The 18,806-nt window shown below is 55.4% G+C and carries 19 protein-coding genes; 8 read left to right on the plus strand and 11 right to left on the minus strand.

Going from position 1 to position 18,806, the window contains the following annotated elements; all coding sequences use genetic code 11:
- Positions 1-34: 34 nt before the first annotated feature.
- From FIL88_RS16615 to urtA, 7 genes are all read right to left on the minus strand, one after another.
- The gene (locus FIL88_RS16615; RefSeq protein ID WP_185960825.1) at positions 35-196 is read right to left on the minus strand and encodes a hypothetical protein; all 162 of its coding nucleotides are present in this window, start codon (positions 194-196) and stop codon (positions 35-37) included.
- A 67-nt stretch (positions 197-263) separates the two neighbouring features.
- The gene (gene purB, locus FIL88_RS03255; RefSeq protein ID WP_142852367.1) at positions 264-1,571 is read right to left on the minus strand and encodes an adenylosuccinate lyase; all 1,308 of its coding nucleotides are present in this window, start codon (positions 1,569-1,571) and stop codon (positions 264-266) included.
- A gap of 311 nt (positions 1,572-1,882) precedes the next feature.
- A complete protein-coding gene (urtE, locus tag FIL88_RS03260; protein WP_142852368.1) occupies positions 1,883-2,578 on the minus strand; it encodes an urea ABC transporter ATP-binding subunit UrtE in 696 nt (231 codons plus the stop codon).
- A gap of 3 nt (positions 2,579-2,581) precedes the next feature.
- Positions 2,582-3,322 (minus strand): urea ABC transporter ATP-binding protein UrtD, encoded by a 741-nt coding sequence (gene urtD / locus FIL88_RS03265; protein ID WP_142852369.1) that lies wholly within the window; start codon positions 3,320-3,322, stop codon positions 2,582-2,584.
- Complete coding sequence (gene urtC, locus FIL88_RS03270) at positions 3,319-4,551, minus strand: urea ABC transporter permease subunit UrtC (protein ID WP_142852370.1); 1,233 nt, start codon at positions 4,549-4,551, stop codon at positions 3,319-3,321. Before urtC ends, urtD begins: the two co-directional genes overlap by 4 nt.
- A 3-nt stretch (positions 4,552-4,554) precedes the next feature.
- Positions 4,555-6,522 (minus strand): urea ABC transporter permease subunit UrtB, encoded by a 1,968-nt coding sequence (gene urtB / locus FIL88_RS03275; RefSeq protein WP_142852371.1) that lies wholly within the window; start codon positions 6,520-6,522, stop codon positions 4,555-4,557.
- Between the two features lie 59 nt (positions 6,523-6,581).
- Positions 6,582-7,862, minus strand: coding sequence for an urea ABC transporter substrate-binding protein (gene urtA, locus FIL88_RS03280; RefSeq protein ID WP_142852372.1), 1,281 nt, complete (start codon positions 7,860-7,862; stop codon positions 6,582-6,584).
- A gap of 453 nt (positions 7,863-8,315) precedes the next feature.
- On the opposite strand from urtA, the gene FIL88_RS03285 reads away from it, so the two are divergent.
- From FIL88_RS03285 to ureG, 7 genes are read left to right on the plus strand one after another with little or no spacing between them, the layout of a single operon-like run.
- The gene (locus FIL88_RS03285) at positions 8,316-9,077 is read left to right on the plus strand and encodes an urease accessory protein UreD (protein ID WP_281281297.1); all 762 of its coding nucleotides are present in this window, start codon (positions 8,316-8,318) and stop codon (positions 9,075-9,077) included.
- 1 nt (position 9,078) lies between these two features.
- Positions 9,079-9,381, plus strand: coding sequence for an urease subunit gamma (locus FIL88_RS03290; RefSeq protein ID WP_142852373.1), 303 nt, complete (start codon positions 9,079-9,081; stop codon positions 9,379-9,381).
- Between the two features lie 9 nt (positions 9,382-9,390).
- Entirely contained in the window at positions 9,391-9,696 is a 306-nt protein-coding gene (locus FIL88_RS03295; protein ID WP_142852374.1) for an urease subunit beta, read from the plus strand.
- A complete protein-coding gene (gene ureC, locus FIL88_RS03300) occupies positions 9,696-11,438 on the plus strand; it encodes an urease subunit alpha (RefSeq protein ID WP_142852375.1) in 1,743 nt (580 codons plus the stop codon). The genes FIL88_RS03295 and ureC overlap by 1 nt, the downstream gene beginning before the upstream one ends.
- Positions 11,438-11,884: an urease accessory protein UreE gene (locus FIL88_RS03305; RefSeq protein ID WP_142852376.1), complete on the plus strand. Its 447-nt coding sequence runs from the start codon at positions 11,438-11,440 to the stop codon at positions 11,882-11,884. Before ureC ends, FIL88_RS03305 begins: the two co-directional genes overlap by 1 nt.
- Complete coding sequence (locus FIL88_RS03310; RefSeq protein ID WP_246066598.1) at positions 11,850-12,518, plus strand: urease accessory protein UreF; 669 nt, start codon at positions 11,850-11,852, stop codon at positions 12,516-12,518. The genes FIL88_RS03305 and FIL88_RS03310 overlap by 35 nt, the downstream gene beginning before the upstream one ends.
- Positions 12,515-13,126 (plus strand): urease accessory protein UreG, encoded by a 612-nt coding sequence (gene ureG, locus FIL88_RS03315; RefSeq protein ID WP_142852377.1) that lies wholly within the window; start codon positions 12,515-12,517, stop codon positions 13,124-13,126. The genes FIL88_RS03310 and ureG overlap by 4 nt, the downstream gene beginning before the upstream one ends.
- A gap of 219 nt (positions 13,127-13,345) precedes the next feature.
- Here the strand turns inward: ureG and FIL88_RS03320 are convergent, their stop codons facing one another.
- Positions 13,346-14,317 (minus strand): helix-turn-helix domain-containing protein, encoded by a 972-nt coding sequence (locus tag FIL88_RS03320; protein WP_185960826.1) that lies wholly within the window; start codon positions 14,315-14,317, stop codon positions 13,346-13,348.
- 554 nt (positions 14,318-14,871) lie between these two features.
- On the opposite strand from FIL88_RS03320, the gene FIL88_RS03325 reads away from it, so the two are divergent.
- Positions 14,872-15,198, plus strand: coding sequence for a hypothetical protein (locus FIL88_RS03325; RefSeq protein ID WP_142852379.1), 327 nt, complete (start codon positions 14,872-14,874; stop codon positions 15,196-15,198).
- A gap of 606 nt (positions 15,199-15,804) precedes the next feature.
- Here FIL88_RS03325 and FIL88_RS03330 read toward each other — a convergent pair.
- Genes FIL88_RS03330 through FIL88_RS03340 form a run of 3 tightly spaced genes read right to left on the minus strand, consistent with a single transcriptional unit; the run spans position 15,805 to position 18,805 of the window.
- Complete coding sequence (locus tag FIL88_RS03330; RefSeq protein WP_142852380.1) at positions 15,805-16,938, minus strand: Gfo/Idh/MocA family protein; 1,134 nt, start codon at positions 16,936-16,938, stop codon at positions 15,805-15,807.
- Between the two features lie 9 nt (positions 16,939-16,947).
- The gene (locus FIL88_RS03335) at positions 16,948-17,691 is read right to left on the minus strand and encodes a sugar phosphate isomerase/epimerase family protein (protein WP_142852381.1); all 744 of its coding nucleotides are present in this window, start codon (positions 17,689-17,691) and stop codon (positions 16,948-16,950) included.
- A gap of 25 nt (positions 17,692-17,716) precedes the next feature.
- Positions 17,717-18,805: an ABC transporter ATP-binding protein gene (locus FIL88_RS03340; protein WP_142852382.1), complete on the minus strand. Its 1,089-nt coding sequence runs from the start codon at positions 18,803-18,805 to the stop codon at positions 17,717-17,719.
- Between the last annotated feature and the right edge of the window lies 1 nt (position 18,806).

Genomic DNA, 18,806 nt, shown 5'->3' on the forward strand with positions numbered 1-18,806 from the left:
AGAGTGCCATCCGTGGGTTAAGGCCGCCTTTACGTCAGGCAGATTTTTCATCAATACAGGCTTGAAGTTTCTCGTTCCATACCTGACCGACGGCGCAGGGCGAGGCTTCATGTGTACCGCGGTTGCATTGACCAGCGATGGACGCTGCAGGCACCAAGGTTAACAGAAGCGAGAAGAGCAGGGTTTTAAATTGCATAGGGGCCTCCTGTTCAGAAGGCCCCTAGCATAACACAGATGGGCAATTCGCCCAAATTCAACTGGGCTTAGCTGTCGCCAAAGACCCGCTTGAAAATCGTATCGACGTGCTTCGTGTGATAGCCCATGTCGAATTTCTCGTTGATCGCGTCGACACCTAGCGCGTCGACCACGGCCTCGTCTGCCAGCAGCAGCTCGCGGAAATCCAGACGCTCTTCCCAGACTTTCAACGCGTTGCGCTGAACCATCGAATAGGCGTCTTCACGCGACACACCAGCTTGCGTAAGCGCCAGCAGCACGCGCTGCGACATGACCAGCCCGGGGAACTTGTTCATGTTGTCCAGCATGTTGTCCGGGAAGACCAGCATCTTGTCGATTACGCCCGCCAGACGGTGCAGGGCGAAATCCAGCGTGACGGTGGCGTCCGGGCCAATGCCACGCTCGACCGACGAATGCGAGATATCGCGTTCGTGCCAAAGCGCCACGTTTTCCATCGCGGGGATCACGGTCATGCGCACCAGACGGGCCAGACCCGTCAGGTTTTCGGTCAGAACCGGGTTCTTCTTGTGCGGCATCGCTGACGAGCCTTTTTGTCCCATCGAGAAGAACTCGGCGCCTTCCAGAACCTCGGTACGTTGCATGTGGCGGATTTCGACGGCAATGTTTTCAATCGACGAGGCAATGACGCCCAGCGTGGCGAAGAACATGGCGTGGCGGTCACGCGGGATGACCTGTGTGCTGATCGGCTCGGGGCGCAGGCCCAGCTTTTCGCAGACGTGTTCTTCAACTGCCGGGTCGATATTGGCGAAAGTGCCAACCGCGCCCGAGATTGCGCCGGTTGCGACTTCCCAGCGGGCTTTTTCCAGACGGTTCTTGTTGCGGTCCATTTCCGCATAGAAACGCGCGAAGGTCAGACCCATCGTGGTGGGTTCGGCATGAATACCGTGCGAGCGGCCCACACGGACCGTGTCTTTGTGCTCCAACGCGCGTTTTTTCAAAGCGGCCAGCAGTTTGTCCATACCCACCAGCAGCAGATCAGCGGCGCGTACCAGCTGCACGTTCAGGCAGGTGTCCAACACGTCGGAGGAGGTCATGCCTTGGTGTACGAAACGGGCCTCTTCACTGCCTACATGTTCGGCCAAATGGGTCAGGAAGGCGATGACGTCATGTTTGGTGACGGCTTCAATTTCGTCGATGCGGGCGACGTCGAATTCAACATCCTTGGCTTTCCACACGGCGTCCGCGTTTTCACGCGGGATCACGCCCAGATCGGCCATGGCGTCGCAGGCATGCGCCTCGATCTCGTACCAGATTTTGAACTTGGTTTCGGGCGACCAGATGGCGACCATATCGGGGCGGGCATAACGAGGGATCATCGGCGAAGCCTTTTTCGGTTGGTTGGCAGTCGCGCTTCTCATAAACTGCCGCGATGCAGCGAACAAGAGAGGCGTGCGGGGATTGGGTGCGACAAGACTATGTTTGCGACATAAGCGGGGCAAATATGGCGTGAATCGCGCGCTTTTCGATCCTGTCAAAATGTGCGGTCAGCTGAAGTCGCACACATTTTGTTGCCTGAAAACTTCGGCCCGGCGACCTGGGCAAAAAATTCTAACACCGGGAAAGCCAATGTGTGCAATTCGGCACTTGGTGCTTCACTCCGAACAAGATCACAACAACACAGTTCCGTTCATACTGAGACGGCACTAAGAAGTAAGCTTCTATCCGTGTCGCGCTTACTTCCAGATATCGTGACCTCGCCCCTACGCAATACGACAAAGTCATCCGCAAGATCATAGGCAAAGTCAAAATACTGTTCGACGAGGACAATCGCCATGTCGCCTCGATCTCGTAGCAGTTTGATCACTTCGCCAATCTGCTGAATGATGTTGGGCTGGATGCCTTCGGTTGGTTCGTCCAACAGCAGAAGCTTGGGCTTGGTGATCAATGCACGGGCAATGGCAAGCTGTTGTTGTTGACCGCCCGAAAGATCTCCGCCGCGACGATTGATGAACTTGCGCAATATGGGGAATAGCTCGAACATCTCGTTAGGGATGAAGTGCTCGGATTTGGGCAAGCACGAGAATCCAGTCTCAAGATTTTCACGTACGGTAAGCAAAGGGAAAATCTCGCGGCCCTGTGGTACGACGGCGATGCCTTTCTGAGCCAACGCATGGGCAGACAATACCTCAAGCGGCTCGCCATCAAGTGTCACCTCCCCGCCCGAGCGCGGGTGAGCGCCAGATATAGCACGCATCAGGCTTGTCTTTCCTACACCGTTTGTCCCCATCACACAGGTGACCTTGCCAGTCTCAGCTTCAAGAGAGACTCCGTTTAAAATCTGCGAATGCCCATAATGCAGGGTCAGGTTATTCACGCTCAGCATATTTCAACGCCCCAAATAAACATCGATGACTTCTTGATTGGCCGTGATGTGGTCAAGGCTGCCTTCGGCCAGAACGGACCCTTCATGCAGCACTGTGACCCGGCAGTTCAAACGGCGGACAAATTCCATGTCGTGTTCCACCACGACGACCGCACAGGTTTTGGCGGCCTCGACCAGCAAGGCTGTGGTGTGCTCCCGTTCGGCTGGGGTCATCCCGGCGGCGGGTTCATCGACCAAAAGCAACTGGGGATCCTGCGCCAAAAGCATCCCGATTTCCAACCACTGCTTCTGCCCATGACTCAGTTCACCAGCTTTGCGGTACAGCTGATCGGCAAGGTTAATCTCGCCCGCCAATTCCTCGACTCGCCTCATGTCCCCAGGGCTGCGCTTATAGAAGAGCGCGGCAAACGGGCTGCGTTTGCTCTTCAACGCCATAACCAGGTTTTCTTCGACAGTCTGGTCTTCGAACACTGTAGGTTTTTGAAACTTCCGACCAATACCAGCTTGTGCGATTTTGGCCTCTGACATGCCCAACAGCGATCGGCTGAGATCACCCCATATAATGCGCCCTTCATCCGGTTTGGTTTTGCCGGTGACGATGTCCATAAAGGTGGTTTTTCCAGCGCCGTTCGGGCCGATGATAGCGCGCAGTTCTGCGGACCTGATTGCAAAGCTGAGGTTGTTAATGGCTTTGAATCCATCAAAGCTAACCGAAACACCTGAAACTTCCAGTAGCGAGTTCATTCAACGGCCTCCTTTTCCTGAAGTGATCCCGCGCTGGGGCCAAGATCTGCACCGTGACGGTTTGGGCTTCTATGCTCTGACCAGAGATCAAACAGCCCGCCGATACCTTTCGGGGCAAACAAGGTGACGGCGACAAAGCTTAGTCCCAGCACGATCAGCCACCAATCCACCCATTTGACGGTGTAAAATCCGAGATTCACATCTGGCACCTGTCCGCCAGTGAACCATGAAGACACTAGGCTGACGAAGGCTGCGCCAATCACAGCGCCATAAAGACGCCCGCGCCCCCCAATGGCAACCCAGACCGCCAGATAGATCGACGCAATGGGCGCGACTTCGGCGGGGTTGATGATCCCGGCTTGCGGATAATACAGCGCGCCAGCAATTCCGGCGATCATGGCTGTGACTGTGAATAGGAATAGCTTATAGGTTTCGACCGGATATCCAAGGAAGCGAACGCGCGCTTCGTTGTCCCGAATGCCCCGGATAACCGAACCAAACTTGCCCGAGACCATCCATGCCGCGAACAGATACCCCAGCGCTAGGGCGAATGCCGACGCCCAGAAAAACCAGATGGACACTGTCGATTGAGCGACGTGATCCAATCCGGGAAGGTTTTGCAGGCCAGAAAGGCCGTTATTCCCGCGCAATCCGCTGTCGTTTTGGAACAGATACAATGCAAGAGCCAGTGTCATGGCTTGCGTCAGGATCGAAAGATACACCCCCGTTACACGTGACCGGAAGGCCAGCCATCCGAATGCTGCCGCCAACGCACCGGGAACCAGCACGACCAACGCCAACTGCAAGGCAAGGCTGTCTGCGACGCTCCAGATGATTGGAAATTCACTTGATCCAACCACGCCAAAGATTTGGTTGCCGATTGCATCCGTCACTTCCTGAGCTGTCGGCGGGATCTTGGCCTCGGCCAGCGAGGCTTCGACGATCCCCCGTGTGCGCTCGTACATCAACCACATGCCAATCATGTAGCCGCCAAGACCGAAGAAAGCGAAGTGACCAAGGCTCAGGATACCTGTGTACCCCCAGACCAAATCCATCGCGACCGCGATCAGCGCAAGGCATAGCGTCTTACCCAGTGTTTTTACAAAACTTGTGGATATCAAACCGGCGCCCGATCCTTCGGCCAGTACGGTCACGAGGATCGTAAACATCGCCAGTGCCCCGAGAAACACAAGTGTGGACGGATTGCGCATGACAAAGGACTTCTGCATGGCTCAGTCTCCTGCTGCGCGACCTTTGAGGGCGATAATCCCTCGCGGTCGGAACTGAATGAAAATGATGATGAAGATGATCATGTATGTCTGAGCAGCAAGCGTGTTCGACGGGTTCATCCATTCGACACCCTTCTGGAAGAAGCCGATCATGGTGGCCCCAGCAAGCGTGCCCCAGATGTTGCCGACACCGCCAACCACAACAGTCATGAAGCTTTGAACGATATAGTCGGATCCAAGCTCTGACGTGACCTTTGCAAAAAGCCCAATTGCGACGCCCGCAACACCAGCGATGCCCGAGCCAAGGCCAAAGGTCAGCATGTTCACACGCCCCGGATTAATCCCCATCGCACCAGCCATTTGCGGGTTTTGGGTCACCGCACGGGTTTCAAGCCCAAGCCGCGTTCGCTTCATGATGTACAGAAACACGCCCAGAAAGATCAGGGCCAACACAAAGATGGCGATCCGAATGTAACTGATTGAGATCACCGGGTTCAGAACCAGCGCCCCGTCAAGCCATTCAGGTGCGGTCAGCGGACGCGCTTGCGTGCCAAATATGTTCTTGGCCAGCTGTTGAAGCGCAATCGAGACGCCAAAAGTTGCCAGCAGCGTTTCAAGGGGGCGGTTGTAAAGCCAGCGGATCACCAGCCGTTCCAACGCAACGCCCGCAGCGAAGGTCACCGCAAAGGCCAGCGGGACCGCAACGATAATTGACACCGTGTGATTGGGAATGAGCTGTTGAACGACATAGCCGGTATACGCACCCATCATGATAAATTCACCATGGGCCATATTGATCACGCCCATGACGCCAAAGGTGATGGCCAACCCGATTGCCGCCAGAAAATAGATCGACGCCAGTGACAGTGCATCCAGGGTCAGATCCGCGGTTTGGCTAAGCGAAACACGGGTCGAAATGCTCGAAAGCGCAGCCTCGGCTGCCTTCGAGACATCTGGGGATGGCTCGGCATAAATATCCGCAAACGAGAACGAGCTTAGCGTGCTTTCGATATCCGCATCTGAAACAAGTGGGGGAACTTTCCCAGCGGTGGCCAGCGCAGAATATGCACGAATACGGGCATCTTCATCGCCAAGCTGCACGATTGGGACACCGCCAACCAGACCACCATCAATGTGTTCACCAAGAGCCACCCTGATCTGATCACCCGTGATCTGGGCGGGCGCTTTACCCGCATCGACAAGCAACTGATATGCGATCGCCTTGGTAAACTCATCACGACCGGGAATGCGCGTTTGCGCGACATTCAGACTGCTGGGGATCTCTCCTTCAAAAGCTTTGGTCACCTTTGAGACTAAGGGGTTAAGCGCACCGCGTACATCCAATCCCAGATCGCCAGACAACGCTTCAATTGCGGCGATACGCGCGGGGCCGTCGTCGCTGAAGGAAATGGTCAGCAATTTGGCGAGCCGGGACTTACGCGCTTTCAATTCGGGATCCGTCTCGCTGTCGATAGACGCAAGAAGGGGCTTCAGAAGCGATGCGTCTGGTGCCCGCTCGATGCCGGTCAGACCTTTTGCGCGTATCAACGGATCGGGATCTTCAAGCTGAAAGCGGACAAGCGCCGTCGCAATCAGGGCACGAATGCCGCTGTTTGGTTTGATCTGTTTCAGATCACTTTTATCGACCTCGTCTACGATATCGCCAGTGTCGAGGTCCAAAAGGCGATAGATTTTGCCTTCGGCCTTCTGAGCTTGGTAAAACAGCCCGCTCGGCTTGTGGTGCCACATGTTTTTGCTTTGCCAAACGTTCAACATTGAACGCGCTTGCGGCAACTTGCTTGCGACAACAGCATCGATGGCAGGGCCGATCGTTTTACGCGAACTTTTGAGGATCGTTTCTTTGTGGTTCTGCAACACGGTTTGAATCGGGCCCACAGGGCTGTCCGTCTGGGCAAGCGTCATTACCGCCGAGCCAAGGAACATCAACGCGGCCAAAACATAGGTTCTCATGGAAAGAAGCCTTTGGTCAAAGGGATCAGAGGGGCCAAGGCCCCCCTGAAAATTTCAGATCAATAATTGGATTTCAGCTGAACGCAGCTGTCGGTTTCGGTGTTGTACATACCGCACCCCAAATCCTTCCAATCCGACTTAAGCACAGCGGATTCCGCCAAGAAGTCGGTCCAAGCATCGCCCGGAACCTCTTCGGTTTGGCTGATGATGTCGAATTGACCATCCTCTTGGATTTCGCCGATCAGGACTGGCTTGGCCAAGTGGTGGTTTGGCAACATCACAGCTGTACCACCTGTCAGGTTCGGGAATTCTTGTCCGTACATCGCAGTGCGCACAGCATCCACATCGGTAGACCCTGCGGCCTCGGCTGCATTTACCCACATGTTGAAGCCAATATAGTGTGCTTCCATCGGATCGTTGGTGACACGGCTTTCACCCATCTTGGCCTTCCAAGCTTCGATGAATGCCGTGTTGGCGTCAGATTCTGCCGATTGGAAATAGTTCCAAGCCGCCAGATGACCAACGAGGTTCGAGGTATCCAGACCCGACAGCTCTTCTTCACCCACCGAGAAAGCAATCACTGGAATATCGTCCGCCGAGATACCAGCCGCTGCCAGCTCTTTGTAAAAGCCGATGTTCGCGTCACCGTTAATGGTCGAGATCACGCCAACTTTCTTTCCGTCAGCACCCATTGCGACAACGTCGGCGACGATCTTGGACCAGTCCGAATGGCCAAAAGGCGTGTAGTTTACAAAGATATCTTCAGCGGCGATGCCTTTGCCTTTCAGATAGCTTTCCAGAATGTTGTTTGTGGTGCGCGGATAAACATAATCAGTGCCCAGCAGCGCGAACTTCTCAACGCCCAGCTCGTCCAAGAAGTAGTCAGTGGCGGGGATGGCCTGTTGGTTTGGGGCAGCGCCGGTGTAAAACACGTTCTTCGAGCTTTCTTCACCCTCATACTGAACCGGATAGAACAGCAGACCGTTCAATTCTTCGATCACGGGCAAAACCGATTTACGTGAAACCGAAGTCCAGTTACCGAAAATCACGTCGACCTCGTGAACACTTAGAAGCTCACGCGCTTTTTCGGCAAACAGGGGCCAATCGGATGCTGGATCTACGACCACAGCTTCCAGTTCACATCCAAGCACGCCCCCTTTGGCATTTTGCTCGTCCACCAGCATCAGCATCGTGTCTTTCAACGTGGTCTCCGAGATCGCCATGGTTCCGGAGAGGGAATGCAGAACACCAACCTTGATTGGACAGTCAGCAGCATTGGCAGCCGTCGCAACAGCAGTAATCGCAACCGTGGTCAGCGCCGTGGATTTCAAAAAATTCATGTATTTCTCCTTGCAGAGAAGACCACGGATACTTGCGCAAACACGCATGTTTCACTAGGCATTGTCTCTGCAACTTCTTGTGTTGCACCCGTGTGGCGGCTTGATGCGAGCACTACTTCGTCTTGCCGTCACACACCTGTTCCCAAGCATCGCTCAGCAGGTAGACAGAGCTTCGCTGCGACGTGGCAGGAATTGCAACACTGCGCGGGGTGCAACGCAGAGGATTTTCTTACACGCCAAAACTTTCAGCACATCGACACGCAAAAGCGCGTTTTTCGCGCAGCTGAAGTTTGAGGCGCCCAGAAAGACAGAATTAGGTGGTCTTATGAACGCGTGTGAAAAATGAAGGGACAACTCTGACGAACGAGAAGTCCGATCAACCAATCTGTGAACATAGAGCATTCTGCAGCCACGCAGATCCAGCCGCGCGCAATCGGGGGCGTTAACCTTACGGTGACTGCGTCGGGCCAGACAACTCGTTTGCGCCACCTCAGGCAATCGGGGTCATTGAAATGCCTTTTCCCGCGCAATACGAAGGGTGGGTGCGAAGCCGTTTTGATCAATACAGCAGGCGGCATCACCAGCGGAGACCGGTTTTCTGTCGACGCGACAGTGCAATCAAATGCTCGGTTGACCCTCACAACCCAAGCATCAGAACGGGCCTACGCCAGTGCTGGCGAAGTTGGTGGGCAGATCGCCACTTCACTTGCGGTCAAGAGCAAAGGCCATATCAACTGGCTTCCCCAAGAAACCATCCTGTTCAACAATTGTCACCTAAGCCGATCGCTTCATGTCGAGCTGGAACAGGATGCGCGCGCGCTTATCTGTGAGCCGGTGATATTCGGGCGCACGCTTATGGGCGAGAAGCTTTCATGCGCACAGTTTGAAGATCGCGTTGAGATCACTCGGGATGGCAAGCCCATCTATCTGGATCAACTAAAACTCAGCGGTAACGTCGAACAGACGTTGGCGCGACCTCACACTGCGGCAGGCAATCTCGCCATGGCGTCTTTGGTCTATGTCGCACCGGACGCCGAGGCGCACCTGTCCACCATACGAAGCTTTCTGCCGGATACTGGCGCTGCAAGTTTGGTCCAAGAAGGCCTGCTGGTCTGCCGGATGCTTGCTCCGGATGGATACCTTCTGCGCAAGCATCTGCTGCCGGTGCTCAATCACCTCACACGCAATCAACTGCCCAAATGCTGGATGATCTGATATGAACCTGACCCCCCGCGAAAAAGATAAGCTGCTGGTCGCAATGGCCGCTGAGGTTGCCCGAAAGCGCCTGGCCCGTGGCGTGAAGCTCAACCACCCAGAAGCAATCGCGCTGATCACAGACGCCGTGGTCGAAGGCGCACGCGACGGTCGGTCTGTTGCCGACATGATGGAATTCGGCGCCGAAGTGGTCACCAAGGACCAATGCATGGCAGGCGTGTCCGAAATGATCCACGAGGTGCAGGTCGAGGCAACATTCCCTGACGGCACCAAGCTTGTCACCGTGCACACCCCTATTCGATAGGAGACTGTAATGACCCCCGGAGAACTCTTTCCCGCCGATGGCGAGCTGATCCTGAACGCAGATCGTGACGCCATCACGCTTATGGTCGCAAATACCGGCGACCGTCCCGTACAGGTGGGCAGTCACTATCACTTCGCTGAAAGCAATTCGGCGCTCGATTTTGATCGGAGCGCGGCCCATGGGATGCGGTTGGACATTGCCGCCGGAACGGCTGTGCGCTTTGAGCCTGGCCAGCGTCGCGAAGTTCAGCTGATCCCCTTCTCTGGCGGTCGCAAGATCTTTGGATTCAACCAAAAAGTAATGGGAGCCCTCTGATGCCCGCCACGATTTCCCGCGCTGACTACGCCGCCATGTTTGGCCCAACCACGGGCGATAAGTTGCGCTTGGCGGATACCGATCTGATCATCGAGGTCGAACGCGACCTGACCGCCGATCTTGCAGGACGGCAGGGCGCTCAACCGCTCTATGGTGAAGAAGTGAAATTTGGTGGAGGAAAGGTGATCCGTGACGGAATGGGGCAGGCGCAGACTACTCGTAGCGAAGGTGCAGTAGATACGGTCATCACCAACGCACTGATCCTAGATCACACAGGCATTTTCAAAGCAGACATCGGTCTGAAAGATGGACGCATCGCCGGAATTGGTAAGGCGGGAAATCCGGATACACAGCCCGGAGTAACGATTATTGTGGGACCGGGCACCGAAGCCATCGCCGGCGAAGGGCGCATTCTTACAGCTGGCGGGTTTGACAGCCACATCCACTTTATCTGTCCACAGCAAATCGAGGAAGCACTGCACTCAGGACTGACAACGATGCTGGGTGGTGGGACAGGTCCAGCCCATGGCACACTTGCCACAACCTGCACCCCCGGACCATGGCACATCGGGCGTATGCTGCAGGCGGCGGATGCATTTCCGATGAACCTTGCCTTTGCAGGGAAAGGCAACGCGTCACTTCCCGCCGCTATTGAAGAGCAAGTTCTGAGTGGCGCATGTGCTTTGAAGCTTCACGAGGACTGGGGCACGACCCCCGGCGCTACCGACTGCTGTTTGGGCGTCGCCGATGACATGGATGTGCAGGTGATGATCCACACAGACACGCTTAATGAAAGCGGGTTCGTTGAGAATACTGTGGCAGCCATGAAGGGGCGCACCATCCACGCCTTTCATACCGAGGGCGCAGGTGGAGGGCATGCGCCGGACATTATCAAGATCTGTGGCGAAGACTATGTTTTGCCGTCGTCCACCAACCCCACGCGACCGTTTACGGTCAACACAGTCGAAGAACATTTGGACATGCTGATGGTCTGTCACCATTTGGACAAGTCGATCCCTGAAGATGTCGCCTTTGCCGAAAGCCGTATTCGTCGCGAAACTATCGCCGCTGAAGACATTCTTCACGATATGGGTGCCTTTTCGATCATCGCTTCCGATAGCCAAGCCATGGGCCGTGTCGGAGAAGTTTTGATCCGCACCTGGCAGACTGCAGATAAGATGAAAAAACAGCGCGGTAGGTTGCCAGAAGAAACCGGAGACAACGACAACTTCCGCGTGCGCCGCTACGTGGCCAAGTACACGATAAATCCGGCCATAGCTCATGGTATTGGCCACGAGATCGGTTCGGTCGACGTCGGCAAGCGCGCTGATTTGGTGCTTTGGGATCCAGCATTTTTTGGTGTGAAGCCGGAAATGGTGCTGATTGGCGGTACTATCGTCATGGCACAGATGGGGGATCCTAACGCGTCGATTCCGACACCACAGCCTGTCTATTCCAGGCCAATGTTCGGAGCGTATGGCCGGTCGGTTGAAAACTCTGCAGTGTGTTTTGTCAGCGAGGCAGCGCAAGCCTCTGACGTCAGATCGTCTCTTGGGCTTGCGAAGCAAACAATTGCGGTGCGCAACACAAGAAACATCGGAAAGAAAAACCTGATGCTGAACAACGCCACGCCTGAGATCGAAGTACACCCAGAAACTTACGAGGTGCGCGCAGACGGAGAGTTGTTGACCTGCCAACCCGCCGAAAATTTACCCATGGCCCAAAGGTATTTTTTGTTCTGATGGCTGACTATACAACATATAAGATCGCCAAAGCAGGAAGCTGGGAAGGCGCGTTCGAGCTCTGCATTTTAACGTATGACGAGCGGTTCATCCGGCGCAAAGTGTTGAACACGGTGCATGGAGGCTCGCTATTGGTTGATCTTCCCAGCGCAACGTCTTTGGGTGACAGGGACGCGTTTGTTCTGACGGATGGCCGGCAAATTGAAATCATAGCCGCGGAAGAAGACCTTTATGAAATACGCGGCGATCTGACCCGGTTGGCGTGGCACATCGGGAACCGGCACATGCCGTGCCAGATTGAGGAAAAGCGTTTGTTGATCCAACGTGATCATGTGATCCGGGACATGCTTAGCAAGCTTGGTGCTGAACTGCACGAGATCCGTGAGCCTTTCACGCCAGAAGGCGGAGCCTATGGGCACGGCCGAACGCACGCCCATGCGCATTGAGCATATATTGACGCTCAGCCAATGGCTGTCGCCAGCATTTCCAGTTGGATCTTTCGCGTATTCCCATGGTCTGGAAGCCATGGTGGAGCAAGAGTGGGTGGGCGATGCGGCAGGCCTAGAAAACTGGCTTTGCGATATCTTGGAATATGGTGGGGGATCATCTGAGGCGTTGTTTTTAAATGCGGCCTTCAATGCCGGCGATCAGGCGAAGCTGTACCTCATTGATGCCGCCTGCCGCGCTTTCGCATCTTCCAAAGAACGACTGTTGGAAACCGAGGCTCTAGGACGGGCGTTTTGTGCGGTGACCTCTCAGATCTGGGGTGAACTGCCAAAACCACTTGCATACCCCGTGGCGGTTGGGGCCGCCGCTGTACGCGAAGGCCTTCCTGCGGATTTGACGACACAATTATATCTTCAGGCGATGAGCTCGAACCTGATTGCAGTGGGTCAAAGATTGCTACCGGTTGGGCAAACTGAAGGGCAGGCGATCTTGCATCGTTTGACCCCCTTGTGCATGCAGATTGCGAAAGCGAATGCCCATGCCGATCTGGACATGCTAAGCAGTGCGGCATTCCTGTCCGATATTGGCTCGATGAAGCATGAAACCCAATATTCAAGGATCTTTCGAACATGATCAGTCCTAATGGCCCTTTGCGCATCGGAATTGGCGGCCCGGTTGGCGCTGGGAAAACCACCCTTACGGCTTCCCTGTGTGAGCACCTGCGCGACCGTCATTCCATCGCTGTCGTCACAAATGACATCTACACCCAAGAGGACGCCGAAGCACTGATGCGGATGCAAGTCCTGCCTTCAGATCGCGTAATCGGCGTCGAAACCGGAGGTTGCCCCCATACTGCCATCCGCGAAGATGCGTCCATAAACCTGGCGGCGGTTGCGGATCTGACCACGAAGCACCCAGACCTCGAAATCGTATTGATCGAAAGCGGCGGCGACAATCTGTCTGCGACGTTCAGCCCTGAGCTTGCGGATCTTACAATCTATGTCATCGATGTTGCTGCCGGTGAAGAGATCCCCCGCAAAGGCGGTCCTGCCATTACCCGATCGGACATACTGGTGATCAATAAAACAGATCTCGCGCCACATGTAGGGGCCGACCTGACTGTGATGGGGCGCGACGCAGCAAAAATGCGGGGCGAACGCCCATTTGTGTTTTGTGCGCTCAAACACCGAACCGGGATTGAGGATGTTGTCGCGCTGCTGGCGAACTTGTCCGGTCTGTAGCGCCAGAGATCATAGAGACCGCAGATTTGCGCTCGGGGGCAATCTGTATTCGCTCAAACCTTGAGCATATGCTCTCTGCACGAATGGTGAGATTGGACTGTGCCCGAAACTTGATTGTGCCGGGACGTGTATATGTCTGGAATATGTCTTCACAGTAGTCATTAATGGCCGCAGGCAGACGGCTTGAAAGCAAGCTCTGCGCTGGAACTTAACACGCTCTTATCCTTTGCGAAGGTCAGATGGTGTTTTCCCAGTTTCGCGTTTGAATGCCTTGTAGAACGCTGATCGAGAATTGAAGCCGACATCGTAAGCGATCACCAAGATTGTTTCATCAGTCGTGTTCAGCTGCTCGATTGCGTCTTTGATCCGCCAGCTATTGATATAGTCAAAGAAACTGGTGCTCAGGTGGGAGTTCAGAGTCTGCGAGATATAGTGCGATGTGACGCCGATATGCTTGCCGAGATCCCAAAGGCTGAGATTGGGTTCGCGATACAGCAGATCCGTTGTCATTGCGGTGTCAATTTTCCGTGCGATCCGTGCCGCGCGTTCGTCATCCAACGCTGATTTCTCGTATTTCTTTGCGATGGGCGCAGGTGGTTCTTCCACCTCAGCCACGGGTTCACGGATCAGGCCTGGGCGCTGGCGAAGGCCCCAAATACCGATAACCCAGAGTAAGATGAGCAACGCCAAGCTTTCGAAGAAGCTGATGAGGTCATTGTTTTCATCACCGCTTAGTGCACCACCCCATGTTGCCACGCTGAGGGCTACAGAAAGCAGCCAAAAGCCGATGCTGGCAAAGATGATCGCCCAGATCCACGTCAGTTCCCGGTTCTCGGTACTGGCAAAAACTTCGTGAAGGCGTTGATGGTATTTTCTAAGTCGCCTGATGATAAGGGCTAGGTATGTTCCGATTACGATCTTGAACACTATGTCTCCAAGAAAAATAGCTAATGTAATCAAAAGCGCCTTAATCACAATAGGATGATCTTCAGGCAGATCCGCTTGTGTAATCTCTTCGGGAACGAATGCGAGCGTCGCCAGTAAGGCCGATCCAATGATGATCGGCGGCAGGTGGTATCGCAATCTCGGAATGCTCGCGGCTTCGCCTTCGCAGGTAAGTCCACGCACATACATCCAAAATAGAAACGGGCTGGCGAAGTCCAGAATAACAAATAGAACCGAGATGCGCATGACGTTGTTGATTTGATCCGCTCCGCCCGAGAGTTCTGCGACGAGAAAAGCCAGAGAGGACACACCCCGGAAAAGGAAAAACAGGGCCAAAGGTAAATACACCCCCGGTTCGTTCCTTCGTAGAAATAGCAGGTTGGCACAGAATAGGCTGATTCCGATGGCCGCGATGTCGACGGTGTTGGAGGCAGTTTCCAGTGTCATATTCTTACTCAGATTAGATTGAACGTATTGGTGTCATGCAGGTCTAAGGCTAAAACGAGGCTGCTCTGTTGCGGAACGCCGTGCTGACTTGGCATTCGTTTGTTGAATTGTATCGGGTCCACACAAGGAACTGCGGCTTTAGATGCTGTGTCGTCTTTTTCGGTCGGGAAGGACAGAGTTTTCCATCATTTCGTACCCAGATTGGATCTGTGAGTGCCTGGTTATCGCATTTCACATGTCCTTACCGGCTGGGGTGGACGACATCTGGACGCCCAGATGAAATTTAGACCGTGTCAACAGAGATTGGCTGCCGTCCGAGAACGGTACACTACAACACAGAAAGAAGAGCTAGTATGACACGTATTAAATCAGCCGCCATCACGTTGCTTGGCCTCGCGTTGGGTGGGCTTTCCGCCTGCGGTGAATCTAAAGACCAGTTGTCCTCGGCGTGGTCAAAAAGCTGCACAGAATTGGCCCGTGAGATCGGCAAACGTGAGCAACGGCGCGATTCCGCGAAGATCGACGGATGGATCAACATCGCAGAATCAGCGTTTGCAGAGGACTCAAATGCGGCGGCTGCAGCGGATATCGAATATGCTGCCAATGCGTTTGACGAAGCCGACGCGGAAAAGTCCTTTGATCAGCTGACCAAAATCTATCGCAGTAAAGGTTGCAGATAGTCGTTGCCGGGTGTGGTGTTGTCGCGTTCGAGCACACCATGTACCTGACCCCAAAGTGGACATGCCAATCTGCCTGCCCAGTGGTGGGCAGGAACGCTCGTATGGGGTCGCGCTGTGTGGCATAGGCACGACACCCAATCCTCAACTTCATGTTTTCGAACGGGGCAGACGAGACATTTGGCTCCCGTCAGATGTTGAGCTTCTTCAAGCACATCAATTCGTCACGCGTCGGTCACCTTGCAATGCTTGCGTGATCTACGACGCCGAGGGTGTTGATATGCGGGCCACTTGCAGTGAGGCCAGTTCTGAAGGGCGCGCAACCAGGTCGCTGATTGTCTCGTCGCGCGTGCGTACATCGGGAAAATTGGGGTGCCTGTGCGCATCATGTGGTCAACACCAATTGGCGCGTTCCCGTACCTTGTAGTTGTCGGAAATGCTACTTCACCAACTCGGAACGGATGCGGTGGCATCGATAATGAATGTGGATTTGCGAACTGATCTAGGGGGTGGGTGTATTGCACACCTATCCCATTACTGGGTTCCCGTCGTTTAAGTTTACTTAGGCGAAGGTAGTCTGCGGGCCAATTGGCTGCCCGCAGACATACGCTATTTTAGCAAAGCTGTGGCATCTTCCGTGGTCAGCTGCGCTGGTCGCTCGCAAGTGGTTGTCATCTCGACCCAGTCCCGGATTTCGCCAGCTTTCAGGATCGAAACCATGACGTCGATCGCATGCACGGCAATGTCGATATTGCAGCGGTGCTGTTTGCCTGCGTAGATCGCGTTGACCATCTCGGCCAGACCTGCGGTGCGATAATTCGCCTGCGGATTGTCACCATCCAGCCCCTCGTTCGGAATACCAAACGGATGGTCCTGTTGTGGCAGGCGGGCCAGCCCCGCGTCCTTTTCGGACATCATGATATCGCCCCCAAAGAAGTTGGGGTCGGGCACCTGCATGCTGCCTTCGGTGCCGTAAAGCTCCATATTGGGGTGGGTGTGCGCGTAGACGTCCCAGCTTGCGCCGAAGGTCACGATCGCCCCGTTCTCGAATTCGAGAAGCGCATGGATGTTGGTTGGCGTATCTACCGGGATCTCTTCCCCGTTGCGCGGGCCATTTGAAATCGTCCGCGTCGGGAAGCTGGCCGCCGTCATGGCGCTGACAGCTTTCACCGGTCCAATCAACTGGATCAGGTTGGTGATGTAGTAAGGACCAAGATCAAGGATGGGACCTGCGCCGGGCTGGAAGAAGAAGTCCGGGTTGGGGTGCCAATGCTCCATCCCGCGTGACATGACATGGCAGGTGCCGCCGATCACGCGACCGATTTTCCCGTCATCAATCACGTCGCGTGCTTGCTGATGCGCCCCACCCAAAAATGTGTCGGGGGCCGAGCCGATGCGCAGGCCTTTGCTGGCGGCGAGATCCCGAAGGGCTTTGCCTTGCTCCAGCGTTAGCACCAGAGGTTTCTCTGAATAGGCATGTTTGCCGGCCTCAAGGATCTGACGGGTCAGATCGTAATGTGCCTCGGGGATGGTCAGGTTCACGACAATGTCGATGTCGTCAGAGGCCAGCAGCCCCTCGACCGTCTCGGCACGAAGCCCGAACTCGGCCGCACGGGCCGTTGCCGCGTCCAAGTTGATGTCTGCAACCGCGCGCATTTCAAGCCCTTTGAACAGGGGCGCGAATTTAAGATAGCTGGCGGAAATGTTCCCGCATCCAATGATGCCAACGCCGAAAGTAGCCATGGGTGGTCCTTAGAAAGATTTTACGGTGGCCAGCGAACGCGACGCGAAACGCTGGTGGTCATTGGGGTTATCGTGCTCGACGACGTAGCGGGTCACGCCAGCGGCCTGCAAAGCCGCATGGATGGCGGCCCAATCGGTCGTGCCATAGCCAACATCCGCCCATCCGTCTTCGTCAGTGCAGTCCCCAGCGGGGGCGACGTCCTTGATATGCGCCGTGTGGATCTGGCTGCCAAAGGTTTTGATCACGTCGACCGGATCAAGCCCGGCGCGTACGACCCACCCCAGATCAAGCTCAAGCTTCATGTCAGGGGATGCGGCCGCAATAATACCCAGCGGGGTGGTGCCATCACCAAGGTCAACCAGTTCGAAGTCGTGGTTATGCCAGCCAAAAGTAAGCCCGGCATCTTGCAGCGGCTTTCCGGCAGCGCAAAGACGCTGGGCAAATGCCTCCCACCCGGCACGGTTTGTGGGACGGTCGTCAGCGTCCAGATAGGGTGCGAACACCGCTTCAGCCCCAACAGCGCGCGCCAGATCGATCGCGGCTTGCGGGTCGGCTTCCAAATCATCCAGACCGTAATGCAGCGTGGGCATGCTGAGCCCTGCGGCTGCAAGGTCATCGGCTAGCGAAGGCGCCTGGGCAAACAATGCTCCATAGCCTTCGACATCACTGAACCCGGTTGCCTTCACCATGGTCAGCGTGTCGGGCAGCGGCCAATTGCGGGATCCGTAAAGCTGGTAAGAAATAGCAGTCATGATGTGTCCTTTCATCCGCGCGGCGTTACAGCCGAGCTTCGCTAGAGGCGTCAAATAACGAGGCACGAGAGGTGTCGAACCCAACGGTGATCCGATCACCGGCTTTCACGGCGCTGAGGCCGTCCATGCGCAGGCGCAGATTGTGGGTGCCTAGTGATGCATGAACCAATGTGTCCGAGCCCAATTTCTCGACGATCTGCACTTCGACTTCGGCCTTTGCCGCGACCGAGGCTGCGGCGTCGCCGGTCAGCACGTGTTCGGGTCGGATACCGATCACGGCGGCCTGCGAGGCGGGCGCTGCGCCTATGAATTCATAGCCATCCAGCGGCAGTGACAGCCCGTCAGCCACGAACTCAGCGCCTTGGATCTGTCCTTCGATCATGTTCATTGCAGGGCTGCCAATGAACCCTGCCACATAGATGTTCTGCGGGCGGTTATAGATCTCGTCCGGGGTGCCCAGCTGCATGATTTTGCCGCCCTTCATGATCGCGATGCGATCGGCCAGCGTCATGGCTTCGACCTGATCATGGGTCACATAGATCATGGTATTTTCAAGCTGTTGATGCAGACGCTTCAACTCGACCCGCAGATCAGTACGCAGCTTGGCGTCGAGATTCGACAGCGGCTCGTCAAACAGGAAGACATCCACGTCGCGCACCAGCGCGCGACCAATGGCGACCCGCTGACGCTGCCCGCCCGACAGAGCGCCGGGTTTGCGTTTCAAAAGCGGCTCGATCTGCAGGACGTCGGCGGCGCGGGCGACACGTTTTTCGATCTCGGCCTTGGGAACGCGTGCGTTCTTCAGGCCGAAGGACAGATTTCCTTCGACCGTCATCTGCGGATAGAGCGCATAGGATTGGAACACCATGCCGATGCCGCGATCCGAGGGCTCGGCCCAAGTGACGTTGTCGCCTTTGATAAAGATCTGGCCATCGGTCACGTCCAGCAGGCCAGCGATACAGTTCAGAAGCGTCGATTTCCCGCAGCCGGATGAGCCCAGAAGCACCAGAAATTCGCCTTCATGGATGTCGATATTCAGCTTCTGCAGGACTTTGACGTCACCGAAGTGAAGGTCCAGATCACGGACTTCAACAGAGTTTGCGTTCATGTTCATG

This window comes from Aliiroseovarius halocynthiae (genome assembly GCF_007004645.1).
In the GTDB taxonomy this organism is placed as follows: Bacteria; Pseudomonadota; Alphaproteobacteria; order Rhodobacterales; family Rhodobacteraceae; genus Aliiroseovarius; species Aliiroseovarius halocynthiae.

Excerpts from the sequence above, each read along its gene's own strand:
- FIL88_RS16615 (WP_185960825.1), bottom strand. The coding sequence starts at position 196 with ATGCAATTTAAAACCCTGCTCTTCTCGCTTCTGTTAACCTTGGTGCCT.
- purB (WP_142852367.1), bottom strand. The coding sequence starts at position 1,571 with ATGATCCCTCGTTATGCCCGCCCCGATATGGTCGCCATCTGGTCGCCC.
- urtE (WP_142852368.1), bottom strand. The coding sequence starts at position 2,578 with ATGCTGAGCGTGAATAACCTGACCCTGCATTATGGGCATTCGCAGATT.
- urtD (WP_142852369.1), bottom strand. The coding sequence starts at position 3,322 with ATGAACTCGCTACTGGAAGTTTCAGGTGTTTCGGTTAGCTTTGATGGA.
- urtC (WP_142852370.1), bottom strand. The coding sequence starts at position 4,551 with ATGCAGAAGTCCTTTGTCATGCGCAATCCGTCCACACTTGTGTTTCTC.
- urtB (WP_142852371.1), bottom strand. The coding sequence starts at position 6,522 with ATGAGAACCTATGTTTTGGCCGCGTTGATGTTCCTTGGCTCGGCGGTA.
- urtA (WP_142852372.1), bottom strand. The coding sequence starts at position 7,862 with ATGAATTTTTTGAAATCCACGGCGCTGACCACGGTTGCGATTACTGCT.
- FIL88_RS03290 (WP_142852373.1), top strand. The coding sequence starts at position 9,079 with ATGAACCTGACCCCCCGCGAAAAAGATAAGCTGCTGGTCGCAATGGCC.
- FIL88_RS03295 (WP_142852374.1), top strand. The coding sequence starts at position 9,391 with ATGACCCCCGGAGAACTCTTTCCCGCCGATGGCGAGCTGATCCTGAAC.
- ureC (WP_142852375.1), top strand. The coding sequence starts at position 9,696 with ATGCCCGCCACGATTTCCCGCGCTGACTACGCCGCCATGTTTGGCCCA.
- FIL88_RS03305 (WP_142852376.1), top strand. The coding sequence starts at position 11,438 with ATGGCTGACTATACAACATATAAGATCGCCAAAGCAGGAAGCTGGGAA.
- FIL88_RS03310 (WP_246066598.1), top strand. The coding sequence starts at position 11,850 with ATGGGCACGGCCGAACGCACGCCCATGCGCATTGAGCATATATTGACG.
- ureG (WP_142852377.1), top strand. The coding sequence starts at position 12,515 with ATGATCAGTCCTAATGGCCCTTTGCGCATCGGAATTGGCGGCCCGGTT.
- FIL88_RS03320 (WP_185960826.1), bottom strand. The coding sequence starts at position 14,317 with ATGCGCATCTCGGTTCTATTTGTTATTCTGGACTTCGCCAGCCCGTTT.
- FIL88_RS03325 (WP_142852379.1), top strand. The coding sequence starts at position 14,872 with ATGACACGTATTAAATCAGCCGCCATCACGTTGCTTGGCCTCGCGTTG.
- FIL88_RS03330 (WP_142852380.1), bottom strand. The coding sequence starts at position 16,938 with ATGGCTACTTTCGGCGTTGGCATCATTGGATGCGGGAACATTTCCGCC.
- FIL88_RS03335 (WP_142852381.1), bottom strand. The coding sequence starts at position 17,691 with ATGACTGCTATTTCTTACCAGCTTTACGGATCCCGCAATTGGCCGCTG.
- FIL88_RS03340 (WP_142852382.1), bottom strand. The coding sequence starts at position 18,805 with ATGAACATGAACGCAAACTCTGTTGAAGTCCGTGATCTGGACCTTCAC.